We start from the raw sequence: 16,788 nt of genomic DNA, 5'->3' as shown, positions 1-16,788 counted from the left end.
TAGAATAAAATATCAATTTCTTTGAGTTCGGGAGACATTTGTGACTGATATACCAACTGGTCAAATGACTTGGCGCCTACCAGGTTCCTCAGAATGTGCCTTATATTTACGGCATCATGCTTCTGAACCTTGGCGATCGTATAAAGAATTTCCACAATATGTTCTACCCGATCCGCCCGGTTTTTCCGAAGGATACGCTACATTTTTATCGCTTCTTAAACACAACTGGCAAGCTTTATAAGTTAGGGAGTAGGGAGTGGGGAGTGGGGCGGAGGGGAAATAATATCATGTTCGGGTGAAGACTTATCATTAGGACTGACGCGGAAGAGGACGCGGGGACGCGGAGAAATTTTAATAATAAGTGATTTCCGAACTTGATATAACTCCTAACTCTTGGAAAGACTTGGGTTAATCGCGTCTCTCCTAACTCCTAACTCCTGCTCACCCACTTAAACTTTCACGAGTTGTGCTGCGGGTGTAGGCGTTCCAAACATCGAGTTCTGATGCTGGACGGCTGTGAAGCATGGCTTTGGTTGCTTGTGTCATTCCTTGAACAAGAGTAAAATCTGCCCCAGCAATACTTTGAAGATACTCCATTTCTGCGTTACTGAGGTCAGCTGCTCGCAAATCTGTATCCCGCAAATCGGCTCCAGTTAATCGAGCATTCCGTAAGCAAGCGCCTGTCAAATAAGCTTTACTGAGGTCAGCGCCACTCAAAGCGGCATCTTGTAAATTAGCTCCAGTCAAGTCAGCGCCGCTAAGGTAGGCTCCCCGGAGATTAGCCCCTTGCAAATCTGCATTGCGTAAAAAAGCTGTATTCAGATAAGCAGCATTCAGATTAGCACCCGGCCCTACTGCTCCCGAAGCTTTGTAGTTATATTCTTCAGGCCATTTTGTCTGTGTATCATAACGCGCTACTTGAAGTTTAGCTCCCTGCAAATTTGTGCCACTGAGATTTGCTTGTTGGAGGTCAGCACGGTTTAAATAAGCTCCCTGCAAATTTGCTCCACTCAAATCAGCTCCCCGCAGGTTAGCACCTCGCAAATCGGCTCCACTGAGATTTGCATCACTCAAGACCATCTCACTGAGGTCGGCTCCTAGTAGCTTGGCTTGACTCAAGTTAGCTTGTCTTAAATCAATTCCCCGCAGATTGAATTCGTTCAAATCTACTTTTTCTAAAGGAAGTCCTGCTTTGAGGGCTGTTAAAATTTCTGGAGTCGGACTGGGGCGTTCTCTGGTAATCGGGTGAATTTCACTATTTGTCATTAGGTGATTAAAGTAAAACTTTTGAAGTCATTTTACACTTTACCTAAGTTGGGCATTCATCCCACGTAAAACTAAAATTACCAAAGAACCCCACCCCTTAATCCCCTAAGAGCAAGCGGGGCTACGGTATACACACAAGTCTGATTCAGTTTTATCCTAATACACTTGGGATTAGCGAGAAAGCCCTCATGTAGAGACGCGATTTATCGCGTCTGATAGACCAACACGTTCACAAGACGCGATAAATCGCCGTCTCTACAGAGAATCTACTCGTCAATTATTCCTTGACAGACTACTCTTTGGGACTTGTGTGTACACTGTAGGCAAGCTCTTAGGGGAGATAAAGCGCAGCTTTGGCTCTTTGGGGTGCAATGACTGTGGGAATCATAACTAATTATGCGGACATGATATCACTCAGTCTAATGTTTCTAATCATCTGGGATGTCTGCGCTGTTGTGATTTAGTTATCCGTCAACAGCAGGGACGTTTTCTATACTATCAACTTAGCGATCGCCCAATAGCTCAACTTCTTGACCTAGCAGATAAAATCTTGGCTGATGTGGCTTTAGGTGTAAACACGTGCGATGGCTGCGGCGGGCTACGCCTACGTTACGATTAACGAGGGTCACAAAAAGGTCTACAATTCGAGCTATTGCCTTTAAAATTCGCCCAAAAAAACTATCAAGACTAAGGAGTATCCTTGTGCCTAGCGGAAGAATGCAGATATTGATGGATAAAACTGCGATCGCACTTTCCACCGCCTGTGCAATTCATTTGTAGTTGGTGGCGAACGCCGACAGTGCGTCCGCTCCAATAGAGACGCTGTTGCTAGCTTGCTCGTATTGTAGGGGTAGGGAGATTATTGGCGATAAACAAGATTTTGCCGAAGTATTGTTTTAAAAAACGAGGTTTCAAAATAAATGCATATAACACCACCCTTGTCAATGATTGACTTCTTTCGTAAAAGTGAAGGGACATGGTTTACAGAACGTTCGGTTCATCACTTTGACTCAGCCGCAGATGAGTCGGGAGAGTCGAATTTAATCATTACAGTCATAGAAAAAGATGACCCCAAAGTCCAAGAAGTTTGTAAAGCACAGGGAATAGAGCCAGATAAAGCAACTGCGGGTGCTAGCTTTGCATGGCAGGCCAACCTAGACACAAGACCGCCGAACACTGACAATGCTGCCATTTTGGTTGACATTCCCGACGATGAAACAAGGCTTTCTGGGAAATTAATCCGCAATCAAGGTTATGTAGAGAGCATTCCGGTTGTCAGTCGATATCGATTTGCTAGTGATGGAGTGCTGACGATTGACACTGATTATGATAACAACCAAGGTCAAGAACGTTGTTGGTTTGTGACGGATGATTTTCGTGTCAGAGTTAGTACCGTGCGAATGATGAACGGAATCAACTTGATGACTTATTGTTCTGAGCGTCGTTGTGTTTCTCAACAAGTGCTAGAGCAAATGATCGCTCAAAATCATGCTAGGGGATAGAGAGCGGGGAGATGGCGAGGCAGGGGGCAGACGGGAAAGAGGTAATTTTTTATTCTCCCCCTTGCCCCCTTCCCCCTGCCCCTCTGCCTCTTCCCTTTCCCTATTAAGGAATGTTGCTTTGTTTCTAAGAAATGAGACGTGCATCATTCACATCCTTTATTTTCATGCAAGGGTTAATGAGTCATGCTGTATGTATAAGCCTTTCCTGGAATTTTTAGAAAAAGAGCTATTTGAACGGTTTGATTTACAAAGTAGGGACATTCCCCCTGGTTTGGAATTCAAAGTTAGCGATCGCGGCAGAAACCCAGCAACCATTCGCAGTTGGTCTCACCAATGTCAAGAGTTGCGAAAAATTCGCTATACCTACATTGATGCCGGAGAGAGCGCCCAAATTTTTAACAGCGTCATCTATCCCAGTCATCACTATGATTTACCTTTATTAGGAATTGATTTTTTATCCTTTGGTAAAATTAAAAACCTGATTGTCCTTGACTTTCAGCCTTTATTTCAAGATGAAGATTACCAGAAAAAATACATACTGCCGCTGAAATCTCTGCATGAGAAATACCCAGATTTGTCGCAAGACTTAGAAATGAAGTTTTACGATGCTAATCAGTACTTTTCTAAGTACCTATTATTTGCCAAAACAGATGCTCAAACAGTAGCAACGCGAGTTTTTGAAGCATTTCAGGATTACTTAAACTTGTATTGGCAAATGTTAGCAAATGCCCAACCTCTACAAGACCCAGAAGATATCCAGCGGATTGTCAAAGCTCAAAAAGACTATGACCAATATAGTGCAGACCGCGATCCCGCATCTGGTCTATTTAGCAGTTACTTTGGTCATGAATGGGCAGAGCGCTTTCTGCACGAATTCTTATTTGAAGATGCTGTGCCTTTAGCAGTCAGCAAAAGATGAGTGCAGAGGGGTAAAGGGGTGGAGGGGATAATTACAGCAATCTCAATGCCCAATGCCCAAAGTTAATATTTGTTAATGTTAAATTTTAGAGTTGATACATCAAATGACACTCTATCAGCCATTTATCGATTATGCGATCGCCTACATGCGATCGCGCTTAGATTTGCAACCATATCCTATTCCTGAAGGATTTGAATCTAAGGTTGCTACCGTGGGTAAAGGCAAGAACCAACAAGAGGTTCTCACCACTAGTTATGCCTTTCAAACCACGAAACTACGCCAAATTCGAGCAGCACACGTACAAGGTGGTAATTCACTCCAAGTTCTGAATTTCGTGATTTTTCCACACCTCAACTACGACCTACCCTTCTTTGGGGCAGATTTGGTCACACTACCAGGAGGACACCTCATCGCCTTGGATATGCAACCCCTATTCCGAGAAGATCTAGCATATCAAGCAAAGTATACTCAGCCGATTCTGCCTATCTTCCATGCCCATCAACAGCACCTAACCTGGGGAGGTGATTTTCCAGAAGAAGCACGACCCTTCTTTTCTCCTGCTTTTCTGTGGACTCGTCCTCAGGAAACTGTCGTAGTGGAAACCCAAGTATTTGCTGCTTTTAAAGACTATCTCAAAGCTTACCTCGATTTTGTAGAGCAAGCAGAACCTGTAACTGATTCCCAAAACCTAGCAGATATTGAACAAGCACAACTGCGATACCTGCGATATCGATCTGAAAAAGACCCTGCACGAGGTATGTTCAAGCGGTTCTATGGTGATGAATGGACTGAAGAGTATATTCATGGCTTTTTATTTGATTTAGAGAGAAAATTGCTAGTCGTGTAAGTAAATATACAATCAATAAAAGGAGTTCGGCCAATCTGTGTATCGGTGAAGATTATCCTTCTGTTCTAAAAAACTATTAGACAGTTTCAAATAAAAAATATCCAATTAACTCTTGTGGGGTGCGCGTTTCACCCGTCTTATGGATTAGGCGGGCGAGACGCCCACCCCACAAATGCTAGTAGTTATTTCTTAGTTTTACCTTATAAGTGAAAGGATTCCCTAGCAAAAACGATGGAAATAACCGATAAATACAATAAATAGTGGTTTCAATACTGCTCGCTTTGTGCATTTTTAACTCGGCATTGGATTTGGGGAAAAGGTTAAAGGTTTTTTCTTTCCCCCTTTCCCCTTCCCCTTTTCCCCTTAACCGACAAGTATTGATAGTGGTTTTACCATAAAAACGACGATTTATTGCATCTCTTACCTTAACCAAACCATCTTGGTAGTGGTGTTTTATTTGAAAACCGTATTTTTACTTAAATAGATGTTTTTGTTAATTTAAATTAACAAAAAGACAAGGGAACATAATAATTTTTAATAAAACAAAAGGCATCATCATAGTATAAAAAGAATTTGAAAGGAAAAATAACAGTACAAGGTTGATGGGGTGCTGAATCTAGCGGGTTTTCTGGTCTCTCATATTAAGATGAAGTTTTGTAACAAAAGTTTTAATCCGAAACCCTACAGGTCGTAGACTTATACCTTGGATGTCCGTTGTGAACCTTTCGTAAATGGTCAGACACTTCTGACATCAAAAAGAAAGCTGAACCATTCAGTTTTGACTTCAAATAATTCTTAACCAAGCCAATTAGGAGATTTAACGCAATGGTTTTAGATGCATTTGCAAAAGTAGTTTCCCAAGCTGATACACGTGGGGAATATCTCTCCGATGCACAATTGGATGCTTTGAGCGAACTAGTTAAAGATGGTAACAAGCGTGCAGACGCAGTTAACCGTATTACCAGCAACGCATCTGCGATTGTTGCTGCTGCGGTACGCGATCTGTGGGCAGAACAACCTCAATTGATTGCTCCTGGTGGTAATGCTTACAGAAGCCGTCGTGCTGCTGCTTGCATCCGCGATTTGGACATCATTCTTCGCTATGTCACTTATGCAATCTTTGCTGGTGATTCCAGCGTGCTAGACGACCGTGCGCTCAATGGTCTACGTGAAACCTACTTGGCATTGGGAACTCCTGGAGCTTCCGTTGCTGTTGGGATTCAAAAGCTCAAAGATGCTTCCTTGAAGATTGTTAACGATCCCAATGGCATCACCAGAGGAGATTGCAGCGCTTTAGCAGCTGAAATCGCTAGCTACTTCGATCGCGCTGCTGCTGCTGTTGCTTAAACCAAGCACTGTTGCTATTGAGTGAAATAATTGTCCACAGGACAAAACAAAATTTCAACGAAAAGTTTGTTAAAGGGAAATACCAAAAATGACAAAAACACCTCTAACTGAAGCAATTTCAGCAGCTGACTCTCAAGGTCGCTACCTCAGCAGCACCGAAATTCAAGTAGCTTTTGGTCGTTTTCGCCAAGCGCCAGCTAGCTTGCAAGCAGCAAAATCCTTGACTGCTAATGCTTCACGGTTAACAGAAGGCGCAGCTCAAGCTGTTTACAACAAGTTCCCCTACACCACTCAACAACAAGGGCCTAACTTCGCATACGATCAACGCGGTAAAGCTAAATGTGTACGTGATGTAGGCTACTACTTACGGATGATCACCTACGCTTTAGTTGTTGGTGGCACAGGTCCGTTGGATGATTTCTTGGTTTCCGGCTTAGCTGAAATCAACAAAACTTTCGATCTGTCTCCTAGCTGGTACATTGAAGCCCTCAAGTACATCAAAGCTAACCACGGTCTGAGCGGCGACCCAGCTGTTGAAGCAAATTCTTACATCGACTACGTAATTAATACTCTCAGCTAGAGTGTTTCTTTAGCCCGGAGAGGAAATCAGCTCTTATAACAAGGAAGTTCTATGAGTTGTTTACCTCTCCGGGCAGTTTTATTTTCAAAAGACTGTTAAAAGATTAGAAAAAATACTTTCTAAAAAGTTTTCAGTTTTGTAGTTAAAACTGAGGAGGTTAAAGATGGCAGCTTTGGGACAAGCAGCAAGACTGGGAATTGAACCATTTGAAAACTCAGGAATAGTAGAACTACGTCCTGATAGAACAGAAGCAGATGTGGCAGTAGTGATTCGAGCAGCTTACCGTCAGATTTTGGGTAATGCATACCTACTGGAAGGTGAGCGTCTGGAGAGTGCTGAATCACTGCTACAGCAGGGTACAATTTCAGTCCGGGGTTTTGTATCAGCCATTGCTCAATCAGAACTCTATCGTGAGAAGTTTTTCTACTCCAACTCACAAACTCGATTTATCGAGTTGAATTATAAGCATTTATTAGGTCGTGCGCCGGAAGATGAGTCAGAGATTTCGTACCACGTTGAGCTATACAACTCACAAGGTTACGAAGCTGAAATTAACTCTTATATTGACTCATCAGAATATCAAGAAAACTTTGGCGAAAATGTTGTCCCCTACTACCGAGGTTTTAAAAGCCAAGTAGGGAAGAAAAACGTTGGCTATGGGCGACTGTTTCAATTGTATCGGGGTTATGCGAACAGTGATCGCGCCCAAGGACAAAAACAAGGAAAGCTAACCTGGGAAATAGCTAAGAATCTAGCTTCACCTATCTACCCAGTATCTTCTGGAGCCTTAACTGGTCTCTCTACAGGTAGTCGTGGAGAAGCATACCGGATTAGAGTCCTGCAAGCAGCTTCTCCCAATTCAGCTGTAGTGCGGCGGGGTACTGCGGAGTTGATAGTTTCCTACGAGCAACTTTCTAGTAAATTGCAGCAGCTAAATCGTAAAGGCAGTAAAGTGATTAGCATCACAGCTGTGTAAGTAAGGAATACGGTTAGGGAAATAGGTAGAGACGCGAGATAGTGTCTATACGGGAGTTGGTAAAAGGCTCCAGTGGCGGAGTGAAGAGTGCAGAAAGTAAAAAAACTCTTCTCTCCTGCTTCCTCGTCTCACCCACTCGCTACTCTGCATTATTCACTCCCCTGACCAATACCAATTACCTATAAAGGAAAGGAGAATTTTCAAGATGGCGATTACAACAGCAGCGTCCCGTCTGGGGACAGAACCTTTTAGTGATAGCGCTCCTGTAGAATTGCGTCCAAATGCAACTAAAGAAGATATAGAAAGAGTAATTTCTGCCGTTTATCGTCAGTTATTGGGCAATGACTACGTATTGGCAACTGACCGCCTCATCAGTGCCGAATCTATTTTGCGTGATGGCAAAATCACCGTGCAAGAATTTGTGCGTCAAGTAGCTAAATCAGAACTCTACAAAACCAAATTTTTCTACGACAATTTCCAAACTCGCGTCATTGAACTCAATTACAAACATTTGTTGGGTCGTGCTCCTTATGATGAGTCTGACGTGGTTTATCACTTAGACTTGTACCAAAATAAAGGGTACGATGCTGACATTGATTCTTATATTGATTCGCCAGAGTATCAAACCAACTTTGGGGAAAATATTGTGCCTTACTATCGTGGGTTTGAAACTCAAGTAGGGCAGAAAACTGTGGGATTTAGCCGGATATTTCAACTTTATCGCGGCTATGCCAGTAGCGATCGATCCCAACTCAAAGGCAAGTCCTCCCGTTTGGCAAGCGAATTAGGTCGCAATTCTGCATCCCCTGTGGTTCCTCCCTCAGGCGGTCCTTCAGGCTTTGCCTACCTTGCTTCCGCCAAAGGTGTCACCCCCAACAGTACTTTCGGTGGCGCAGGAACTTTTGGCAAAGAAGGCAGACTCTACCGCGTTGAAGTAGCAGGCATTTTTGGAGCTGGATATCCAAGCACACGCCGTGTCAATCAAGCCGTAGTCATACCTTATGAAGAGCTATCTAGCTACTTCCAAAGAGTGGTAAAACAAGGTGGTAAAATCGCTAGCGTCAAGCCACTTTAAAGTCATTGGTCATTGGTTATTTGACAACAGACAAACAACCAATGACAAATGACTAATAAAAATTTTGAAATGAATTTTAAATTGATTTATGGTTGGACAATTTATTGGTGGTAGAACTACTAGTCGCTACTTCCGCTATGAAGTAGTTGGTTTGCGCCAAAGTGAAGAAACCCAAAAAACCAGCTATCCGATTCGTTCTAGTGCCAGTGTATTTATCACAGTGCCTGAAAACCGGATGAGTCAAGAAATGCGGCGGATAGCTCGCTTGGGTGGCAAAATAGTTAGCATTCAGCCATTGACTTCTGAGACGAAAACAGATACCGAACAGACCAATCCTCCTTCTGATGAATTCCAATCCGCAGAAATTTGAAGATTTATCACCGATAGGTGACTCACCTGGAGGAGAACAGCTAACAGTAGAACAGGCGATCGCAAATCTCCAAAGTGCAGATTTGGGTTTGCGATTTTATGCTGCCTGGTGGTTGGGTAGGTTTCGGATATGCGAACCAGCTGCGGTTACATTACTAATTGCAGCCTTAGAAGATGAAGCCGACAGGACACCAGAAGGTGGATATCCTTTACGGCGGAACGCAGCGAGAGCATTAGGGAAAATCGGCGATCGCCAGGCAGTAAAACCCTTAATTGCTTGTTTAGGCTGCTCGGATTTTTATGTCCGGGAAGCAGCAGCGCAATCTCTAGATATGCTAGGCGATCGGGTTTGTATTCCTACACTGATCGAGCTACTAAAAGCAGGTTTACATGGAGAGCAACTAAAATCAGAGCAGCCAGATTTGTCCCAACCTTACGACGCCATATTAGAAGCCTTGGGAAGCTTGCGGGCTACTGAGTCGATTTCTTTAGTAAAACCATTCTTAGAGCATCCCATAGAATTGGTGCAATATGCTGCCGCACGAGCAATGTATCAGTTAACCCAACAATCAGTTTATGGAGAACGCTTAGTAAAGGCTTTGGCAGGTGAAAAATTGCAATTGCGTCGAGCTGTTTTGGCAGACTTGGGAGCAATTGGGTATCTACCCGCAGCTGAGTCCATAGCCGAGACTCTGGCAGAAAATAGCCTCAAACTAATCTCTCTCAAAGGATTACTGGAACATCAAGTCAATGGCACAACAACAAGCACTTTATCAGCAGGTGCTATTAAAGTCATGAATCTGATGGACTCGTTGTTATAGTCATAATTGCTTAGTAATCGGTTGTGATTAATACTTAAAAATTAAATGCTTACCACACATAAACCCCCAACCCAATTGCAAGACTAGGGCTAGGGGGTTTATATATAATGCAAACTACGGATAACTTAAGCTACAATTGGCTGACTGAGAATGGCTCGTGAAATTATTATGGATAACAGTGAACTTGCCCAAATATTGATTCGTGCTGTGGAAGAAGCAGATTCTTCAGATCGCTTGTTAGATGCAGTTCAAGAGTTAGCAGCGGCTCGTATAGAAGAATCTGTTCCCACTTTGGTTGCAGCTTTGGGCTACAATAATCCGGGGGCGGCGGTGGCGGCGGTAGATGGATTGATTGCCATCGGAGAACCCGCAGTCGTACCGCTATTAGAACTAATTGATGACTACAACTATGGGGCTAGAGCCTGGGCAGTTCGCGCCTTGGCCGGAATTGGGGATTTACGGGCGCTGGACACTTTGCTAGAGGCAGCAAAAACCGATTTTTCCTTGAGTGTGCGGCGGGCAGCAGCTAGGGGGTTAGGCACATTGCGCTGGCATCAAGTACCACCTGAGAAAGTTGAATCTGTGCAGACTCAGGTAATAGAGGCACTAGTATTAATTTCTGAAGATCCAGAATGGGTGGTGCGCTATGCAGTAGTCACGAGTTTAGAAGCACTAGCAACAGCGATGCCTGCGGCGGTAAACAACGCAATTACTTTACCAGATCAAGCCTCGCGGATTAGAGATCGACTTCAGCAAATGTTCGATACAGATGCAGATCTTGGAGTTCGTACCCGTGCACAATTTGCGCTCCAAAAAATTCAGCAGCCACAGCACCAACAACTATTTGCACTTAAAACAAAACAAGAAGAATCTGAAGTGCCTCATCGTGGTGGTGGCAGACGTTAATTGACATACTCCCACGGTTTAAAGCCGTGGGATTCTCGCATTACATACTGGACTTTGTTCGATGTCGAGACCATATTTTTTTAGAGAATTGGTATAAAACAAAAGGTGGCTTAAATACACATAGTCAGCTTATTGTCAATGTGTAAGTCCTACACCAATGACCAATGACCAATGACCAATGACCAATGATACCTTAAGCAACTTGGGCAAGTCGCTGTTGAATTGGAATTTGAATTACAAATTCCGTCTCCTTTCCGGGTATGCCTTGACAATAAAGACTGCCACCATGCTTTTGGGCAACAATCTGGTAGCTGATAGACAACCCTAATCCGGTTCCTTTGCCGACAGGTTTGGTTGTAAAAAATGGGTCAAACAGCTTTGCTTTGACATCTTCACAAATACCCGTGCCATTATCAACGATGTGGATAGAAACCCAATTATTGCCAATTACCTTAGTGCTAATCTCAATGCGACTTGGTTGTTTTTGAATATCCTCAAATGACCGCTGTTGATTGTATTCATCTAATGCATCAATGGCATTGGCAAGAACATTCATAAACACTTGATTGAGTTGTCCGACATAACATTCAACTAGTGGTAATTGACCGTAATTTTTTACTACTTCAATTCCAGGATGGTCTGGTCTTGCTTTTAATCGGTAGTTTAAAATAGTCAGTGTGCTATCAATACCCTCGTGAATATTCACTTCTTTAATGTTGGATTCATCTACGCGAGAGAAGATCCGCATAGAGTGTACGATTTCACGAATACGTTTTGCGCCGATATTCATTGAGTTGAGCAGCTTGAATAAGTCATCCTGAATAAAATTTAAATCAGTCGCTTCCAGTTCGGTTTGAATACGAGGTGTGGGATTGGGATATTCCTCCTGATAAAGTTGCAGTAGATTTAATACTTGTTGGGTATATTCATTAGCATGACTGAGATTGCCATAAATAAAATTTACGGGGTTATTAATTTCATGAGCAATTCCAGCCACCATTTGTCCTAAACTAGACAGTTTTTCACTTTGAATCAGCTTGATTTGCATTTGTTGAAGGTCATGATATGCAAGGCTGACTTCTGTAACTTTCTGCTCCAAAAGAGTATTTTTTTGCTCTAGTTTATGTGCTAAATCATGCAGCTTCAAGTGCAATTGAACCCGTGATAAAACTTCTTCTTGTTGAAAAGGTTTAGTAATGTAGTCTACAGCACCAACTTCAAAACCTTCAACTTTGTTAGCAGTATCAGAAAGTGCGGTCGTAAAAATGACTGGAATATCTTTAGTTACTGGATTCGCCTTCAATTGACGGCAAGTTTCAAAACCATCCATCTCTGGCATCATTACATCCAACAAGATTAAATTTGGTAGAGCATATCTGACGCGTTCGAGAGCTACCTTGCCAGATTTTGCCACCCAAACTTCTAAGCCAGCCTGATCGAGGGCATCAGATAAGACACCTAAATTAGCAGGATTATCATCAACAATGAGAACCGTCGGAGTTTGTTCTGTTATGGAATTCATAGCTTTTATTTGTAAGATTGAATGAGTGCAAGAATATCTTGGTCTTGAAATCCTTTTGCCAATTGCTGTAGCTTATTTGCAAAAGGGATGTATTTTTTATCCATTTCTACTATTAATGCTGCTTGTTTAATAATTCCTTTGAAGTTACCTTTCATTACCAATTCGTATAAAGTTTCCAATTCTGTTGTAGATGGAGCGACTAGCTTAGTATTGTCGCGCTCTGGTTGGCTTAAATCTTGCTGCTCTTCATAAAGCCACTCTAGATTGAGATGTTTCCGCAATTTCAAGAAGAGATCCGTTGCTTGTATGGGTTTAGGAAGAAACTCATTTCCTCCTACTTCTAAGCTGCGATGTTGATCGGTTTCAAATACGCTAGCTGAGGAAACAATTATGGCAATATCTTTGAATGTATTTGATTCACGAATACGCTTGATGAGACCAAAGCCATCAAGTTCTGGCATCAATAGGTCAGTGAGGACGAGATTTGGTTGAAATTCTTGAACTTTCTGCCAACCCTCTTCTCCATTGAGTGCTTCCGCTATCTCAAAGCCGATAGGGCTGAGCAAGTTGGCAATGACTGAGCGATTTGCCCATTTGTCATCAACCACAAGAACCTTGGGACGCCAGTCTTTGATACCAATAATTTGTCCTTTGTCGTCAGCTTGCGATGTTTTCACCCATTCATCAGCAGCAGGTAGGTTGACATCAAACCAGAAAATACTGCCGACTCCGATCTGACTCTGAACATGAATGCTGCTGCCCATCAATTCTACGATTCTTTGGCTAATTGCCAAGCCCAGCCCACTACCCTCGGTTTGGTGGCGGCTATCTCCTGCTTGTTCAAAAGGTTGAAAAATCGCTTCGAGTTTGTCTTGGGGAATACCGATGCCTGTATCACGTATATGAAAGCGAATTTTTCCTTCCAAGCCATAGGTGATTGTAAAAGTGACGCTACCTGCATCGGTAAATTTGATGGCGTTGCTTAGAAGGTTGATCAATACTTGTCGGAGGCGTTTTTCATCCGCACGAATGCCAATAGGTAATTCTGAAGCTAATTGATATTGAAAATTAATATTTTTCAGTTCGGCACGGATGCGGCACATCTCGGCTACACCTTGCAAGAACGCTGGAAAGTGAAAATCCGTGGGCATGAGTTCGGCTTTCTGCGCCTCAATTTTTGACAAATCTAAGATGTCATTAATTAAGGTCAGCAAATGGGAACCGCACTGGTAAATCACATCAATGCGCGATCGCGCTTCTTCATGCAAGTGTCTAGAACGCTGAAGAATTTGGGCATACCCCAGGATACCGTTGAGGGGAGTCCGCAACTCGTGGCTCATGTTGGCAAGAAATTCGCTTTTGGCATAACTCGCTGCTTCTGCTGCTTCTTTGGCTTTGGCAAGAGTGATTTCAAATTGCTTGCGTTCGGTAATATCAGTGTTAGCACCTACCCACTCTCGAATATTGCCATTTGCATCTAAAATCGGTACGCCACGCGCACTAAAGTAGTGATATTCACCGTCATAACGCTGAATCCGCAGATCGGTTTGGTAAAGACTGCGGTTGGTAAGTGCTGCTAACCAGACCTCGGTAGTGTAAGCTTTATCTTCAGGATGTACTTTATTTAGCCATCCCCAACCCCAGAGTTCTTCAACTGTTTGTCCTGTGAAAGCTCGCCATTGTGGTTGGTCGGTGACAAATGCACCTTGACTATCAGTACTCCAAATAATTTGAGATGTCGCTTCAATTAGCGAACGGAATCGTTCTTCACTCTTTTGTAGTGCTAGTTCTGCTTGTTTGCGATCGCTAATATTTCTACTAATGGCAATAATACCGAGGATGTTGCCATGAGTATCCCGCCAAGGAGCCTTTGTGGTCAGGAAGGTTCCTCTAATTTCACCATTATGAGCATCTTCTTCGTAAGTCTCAACAATTCCTGTGGCAATGATCTGGCGGTCTTTGGCCATCATTGCACTTGCAACGTCAGGCGGTAATAGTTCAAAATCATCTTTGCCGATAATTTCGTCAATTCGCTTACCCAGGAATTTCGCCAAATTGGAGTTAAGAGCAACATGACGCCCCTCCAGATCCTTGACAACAATGAAGTCTGGAGTACTTTCCAAAATCGAGCGTAACAGTGTATTGCTTTCTTGTAAGGCTTCTTGGGCTTCTTTGCGTTCGTGGATATCGGTGCAAGTGCCTATCCACTCCCAGATGCTGCCATCTCCATTGAGAACGGGAACGCCTCGACCTTGGAAATAGCGATAGTTACCATCTATACCTCGAATTCGATATTCTACTTGATACAAACTTCTAGTTTCCAATGCTTGCATCCAGGCTTGAGTCGTTTTTTTGCGATCTTCTGGATGAATTGCATTCAACCAACCGAAATTAATTACTTCTGATTCCGTTAGTCCAGTGTAAGCTCTCATAGTAGGTATATCTGGCGATCGCCCTTGGGAATCAGCTGTCCAGACTATTTGAGAAGTTGCAGCAATCAGTGAACGGTAACGTTCTTCGCTTTGTTGAAGTGCTATTTGGGCATGTTTGCGCTCGTCAATATCTTGAATTGTAGAAATAAAGTATACAGGTTCCCTAGAGGATTGGCGCAGCAACGAAACGTCGAGGTTAATCCAAATGGTAGAACCGTTTTTATGGATATATCGCTTCTCCATTGAATAGCGAGGAATTATACCTTCAAGCAACTGCTGGATATAATCTAAATCTGTTTCCAGGTCGTCGGGATGAGTAATATCTTCAAATGTTAACGCTAATATTTCCTCACGCTCATAACCTATAATGTCGCAGAAGCGTTGATTCACCAGTAGCCAACGTCCATCCAAACTTACATGACAAATGCCTATGGCTGCTTGTTCAAAAGTTAAGCGGAATTGTTCTTCATGTTCTTGTAGCTCTAACTCTGTTTGCTTGCGCTGAGTGATGTTTTCGCTCAACATAATAATGCCGCCGATTTCACCACCTGCCATATACCAAGGACGGATTGACCAGCTTAGCCACTCCATAGACCCGTCGGCTCCAGGATAGGGATCTTCAGCTCGTTGTGCCATCGCTCCTGCTAAACACTGTTGGTGAATTTGCTTCCACTCTGGTGTCATGTCAGGAAATATCTCATAGTGTGAGCGTCCGATAATGTCATCGGTGAGCTTATATGCTTCTAGCCATTTGTGACTCACATTTAGATAGCGCATTTCTCGATCGAATATGGCTATTCCTACAGGAGCATACTCAATTGCCTGCTGCAAATATGTGGCACTCTCACATAGAGAGATTTTTGCCTGCTTACTTTCAATCACATTAGTGTTTGTTCCAACATTTGTCTGGGAATTGTCAGATGGAAATCGTTGGCTCATGGTCAATCCTGAATTCCAGTTTGGATTATCGGGCTTCTATGCGATCGCAGGTTTAGATTAGCTCCACATCTGAGCTTTTCGAGCGACAACTACCCATGTTTGAATGTTTCTCAAACAGAGTTCGCTGTCAAATCGGAAACATAATAGAGGTAAAACCATTTCTGATCTGTTTCTATTGAACCCAATAGAGTCAAAGCCGAGATCCGGGTAAAAACGGAAATGCAACTTTACAATAATTGCTTGTTATTTATTTACAACAGCTTTGGTGGCTGAAATTAGCTGATAATTTAGATAAGTATTGCTACTATACATTGCCTAATTTTTTCCTTCTTTGCGCCAACTGTCACAATAGTTGGCGCTCACGAGCGATCGCACTTACAATTATGAGGAAAAATTTCGTAGATTATATTACATAGTCTTAATCAAAAACCATATCCTGAAGCCAAATACTTAATTTCCTCCTGAATATTGCTGCGGGCAAATGGTTCGGCAAACTCTAACATTAAAGGCGTAAAGTAAATATGCGATCGCTTTACAAATCTTTCTAAAACCTGCCGCCGTCCTGTTATATATTCTGTTTTTGACACCCAATCATATTCCTTGCGAATACCATAGGCGTATTCTGCATAATCAACTGGACTAGCAGCAAAAATCGCTAAATCTGCATCAAGTAGGACTTGGCTATCAAAATCATCTACCGCAGCCTGGTGTTCTTTGGTGTTGAGGATCAGATTGGCAACAGTAGCTGTGATACTTTCTGAAATACCTAAGTTACTCAACAATTCAAGAGCATAGTCCGCACTTTTTTGTTCATTATCTTCAGCCTGAGTGTCATACACCACATCATGAAACCAGGCAGCAAATTGAACAGCAGTTAAGTTATTGGTGTAACCTTGCAAAACTTCAATCGTGTTGAGGACGTGATGAATGTGTTTGAGCGTGTGGTAATGGCGATCGCTGCTAGAGTAAGCTGTAACCAAGTAATTAAAGGCCTTATCAGCCGCTACTTCGTCAACGCCATAAGGCTGGAGTGTGCGTTGCCAGTTAGCAAATAAGATACGCGTGAGGTTTTCTGTAGACATAGCGTTAGTATCCCCACTCCTAGTATGACTGAGCTAAACTCTTGTGCTGCAACATCTGTCCCTTCGAGTTAAAAATATATCAACAAAAGGATAACACTTGTAGGTGATTGAATAGGGCATGGAAAAGAGGCAGAGGGGCAGGGGGCAGGGGAGGTGTGGGAGGTTGGGGAAGAAATCTTTCCCCCTTCTGTGCCCACACTCCCCA

The 16,788-nt window shown here is 42.9% G+C and carries 14 protein-coding genes and 2 pseudogenes; 12 read left to right on the top strand and 4 right to left on the bottom strand.

Features of this window, described 5'->3' with window-relative positions; translation table 11 throughout:
• Positions 1–40 precede the first annotated feature (40 nt).
• On the top strand, positions 41–241 hold the full coding sequence (locus ACM0OY_RS08630; RefSeq protein WP_414568447.1) for a hypothetical protein: 201 nt from the start codon (positions 41–43) through the stop codon (positions 239–241).
• A 200-nt stretch (positions 242–441) separates the two neighbouring features.
• Here the strand turns inward: ACM0OY_RS08630 and ACM0OY_RS08625 are convergent, their stop codons facing one another.
• A complete protein-coding gene (locus tag ACM0OY_RS08625) occupies positions 442–1,266 on the bottom strand; it encodes a pentapeptide repeat-containing protein (protein WP_414568446.1) in 825 nt (274 codons plus the stop codon).
• Positions 1,267–1,675: 409 nt separating this feature from the next.
• Here ACM0OY_RS08625 and ACM0OY_RS08620 point away from each other — a divergent pair.
• The 11 genes and pseudogenes from ACM0OY_RS08620 to ACM0OY_RS08570 form a co-directional block, all read left to right on the top strand.
• Positions 1,676–1,885: pseudogene (locus ACM0OY_RS08620) on the top strand (ArsR/SmtB family transcription factor); the annotation flags it as partial.
• A 301-nt stretch (positions 1,886–2,186) separates the two neighbouring features.
• Positions 2,187–2,768, top strand: a complete 582-nt coding sequence (locus ACM0OY_RS08615; RefSeq protein WP_414568445.1) for a phycobiliprotein lyase — start codon at positions 2,187–2,189, stop codon at positions 2,766–2,768.
• 190 nt (positions 2,769–2,958) lie between these two features.
• A complete protein-coding gene (locus ACM0OY_RS08610) occupies positions 2,959–3,687 on the top strand; it encodes a 15,16-dihydrobiliverdin:ferredoxin oxidoreductase (protein ID WP_414568444.1) in 729 nt (242 codons plus the stop codon).
• A gap of 103 nt (positions 3,688–3,790) precedes the next feature.
• Entirely contained in the window at positions 3,791–4,534 is a 744-nt protein-coding gene (locus ACM0OY_RS08605; protein WP_414568443.1) for a phycoerythrobilin:ferredoxin oxidoreductase, read from the top strand.
• An 825-nt stretch (positions 4,535–5,359) separates the two neighbouring features.
• Positions 5,360–5,881 carry a phycocyanin subunit beta gene (locus ACM0OY_RS08600; RefSeq protein ID WP_414568442.1) on the top strand — a complete coding sequence of 174 codons (522 nt, stop codon included), beginning with the start codon at positions 5,360–5,362 and terminating at the stop codon, positions 5,879–5,881.
• A gap of 88 nt (positions 5,882–5,969) precedes the next feature.
• Entirely contained in the window at positions 5,970–6,461 is a 492-nt protein-coding gene (gene cpcA, locus ACM0OY_RS08595; RefSeq protein WP_414568441.1) for a phycocyanin subunit alpha, read from the top strand.
• Between the two features lie 163 nt (positions 6,462–6,624).
• Positions 6,625–7,437, top strand: coding sequence for a phycobilisome rod-core linker polypeptide (locus ACM0OY_RS08590; RefSeq protein ID WP_414568440.1), 813 nt, complete (start codon positions 6,625–6,627; stop codon positions 7,435–7,437).
• A 205-nt stretch (positions 7,438–7,642) separates the two neighbouring features.
• Positions 7,643–8,512: a phycobilisome rod-core linker polypeptide gene (locus ACM0OY_RS08585; RefSeq protein ID WP_414568439.1), complete on the top strand. Its 870-nt coding sequence runs from the start codon at positions 7,643–7,645 to the stop codon at positions 8,510–8,512.
• A gap of 88 nt (positions 8,513–8,600) precedes the next feature.
• Positions 8,601–8,813, top strand: a pseudogene (locus tag ACM0OY_RS08580) (phycobilisome linker polypeptide); the annotation flags it as partial.
• A 43-nt stretch (positions 8,814–8,856) separates the two neighbouring features.
• Positions 8,857–9,702: a HEAT repeat domain-containing protein gene (locus ACM0OY_RS08575; RefSeq protein WP_414568438.1), complete on the top strand. Its 846-nt coding sequence runs from the start codon at positions 8,857–8,859 to the stop codon at positions 9,700–9,702.
• Between the two features lie 150 nt (positions 9,703–9,852).
• Positions 9,853–10,608: a HEAT repeat domain-containing protein gene (locus ACM0OY_RS08570; protein ID WP_414568437.1), complete on the top strand. Its 756-nt coding sequence runs from the start codon at positions 9,853–9,855 to the stop codon at positions 10,606–10,608.
• Between the two features lie 193 nt (positions 10,609–10,801).
• Here ACM0OY_RS08570 and ACM0OY_RS08565 read toward each other — a convergent pair whose 3' ends face one another.
• The 3 genes from ACM0OY_RS08565 to ACM0OY_RS08555 all read right to left on the bottom strand — a co-directional run bounded on the left by ACM0OY_RS08565 (position 10,802) and on the right by ACM0OY_RS08555 (position 16,583).
• Entirely contained in the window at positions 10,802–12,130 is a 1,329-nt protein-coding gene (locus ACM0OY_RS08565) for a sensor histidine kinase (protein WP_414568436.1), read from the bottom strand.
• Between the two features lie 5 nt (positions 12,131–12,135).
• Positions 12,136–15,501 (bottom strand): PAS domain S-box protein, encoded by a 3,366-nt coding sequence (locus ACM0OY_RS08560; protein WP_414568435.1) that lies wholly within the window; start codon positions 15,499–15,501, stop codon positions 12,136–12,138.
• A 422-nt stretch (positions 15,502–15,923) separates the two neighbouring features.
• Entirely contained in the window at positions 15,924–16,583 is a 660-nt protein-coding gene (locus tag ACM0OY_RS08555) for a hypothetical protein (RefSeq protein WP_414568434.1), read from the bottom strand.
• Positions 16,584–16,788: the final 205 nt, after the last annotated feature.

The organism is Nostoc sp. CCY 9925, assembly GCF_963920935.1.
Classification (GTDB): Bacteria; Cyanobacteriota; Cyanobacteriia; order Cyanobacteriales; family Nostocaceae; genus Nostoc.
Note: the sequence above shows the minus strand (reverse complement) of the source record. Positions and strands in the feature narration are given on the sequence as shown.

Excerpts from the sequence above, each read along its gene's own strand:
- ACM0OY_RS08565 (WP_414568436.1), bottom strand. The coding sequence starts at position 12,130 with ATGAATTCCATAACAGAACAAACTCCGACGGTTCTCATTGTTGATGAT.
- ACM0OY_RS08570 (WP_414568437.1), top strand. The coding sequence starts at position 9,853 with ATGGCTCGTGAAATTATTATGGATAACAGTGAACTTGCCCAAATATTG.
- ACM0OY_RS08585 (WP_414568439.1), top strand. The coding sequence starts at position 7,643 with ATGGCGATTACAACAGCAGCGTCCCGTCTGGGGACAGAACCTTTTAGT.
- ACM0OY_RS08555 (WP_414568434.1), bottom strand. The coding sequence starts at position 16,583 with ATGTCTACAGAAAACCTCACGCGTATCTTATTTGCTAACTGGCAACGC.
- ACM0OY_RS08560 (WP_414568435.1), bottom strand. The coding sequence starts at position 15,501 with ATGAGCCAACGATTTCCATCTGACAATTCCCAGACAAATGTTGGAACA.
- ACM0OY_RS08615 (WP_414568445.1), top strand. The coding sequence starts at position 2,187 with ATGCATATAACACCACCCTTGTCAATGATTGACTTCTTTCGTAAAAGT.
- ACM0OY_RS08610 (WP_414568444.1), top strand. The coding sequence starts at position 2,959 with ATGTATAAGCCTTTCCTGGAATTTTTAGAAAAAGAGCTATTTGAACGG.
- ACM0OY_RS08605 (WP_414568443.1), top strand. The coding sequence starts at position 3,791 with ATGACACTCTATCAGCCATTTATCGATTATGCGATCGCCTACATGCGA.
- ACM0OY_RS08575 (WP_414568438.1), top strand. The coding sequence starts at position 8,857 with ATGAATTCCAATCCGCAGAAATTTGAAGATTTATCACCGATAGGTGAC.
- ACM0OY_RS08590 (WP_414568440.1), top strand. The coding sequence starts at position 6,625 with ATGGCAGCTTTGGGACAAGCAGCAAGACTGGGAATTGAACCATTTGAA.
- ACM0OY_RS08600 (WP_414568442.1), top strand. The coding sequence starts at position 5,360 with ATGGTTTTAGATGCATTTGCAAAAGTAGTTTCCCAAGCTGATACACGT.
- cpcA (WP_414568441.1), top strand. The coding sequence starts at position 5,970 with ATGACAAAAACACCTCTAACTGAAGCAATTTCAGCAGCTGACTCTCAA.
- ACM0OY_RS08625 (WP_414568446.1), bottom strand. The coding sequence starts at position 1,266 with ATGACAAATAGTGAAATTCACCCGATTACCAGAGAACGCCCCAGTCCG.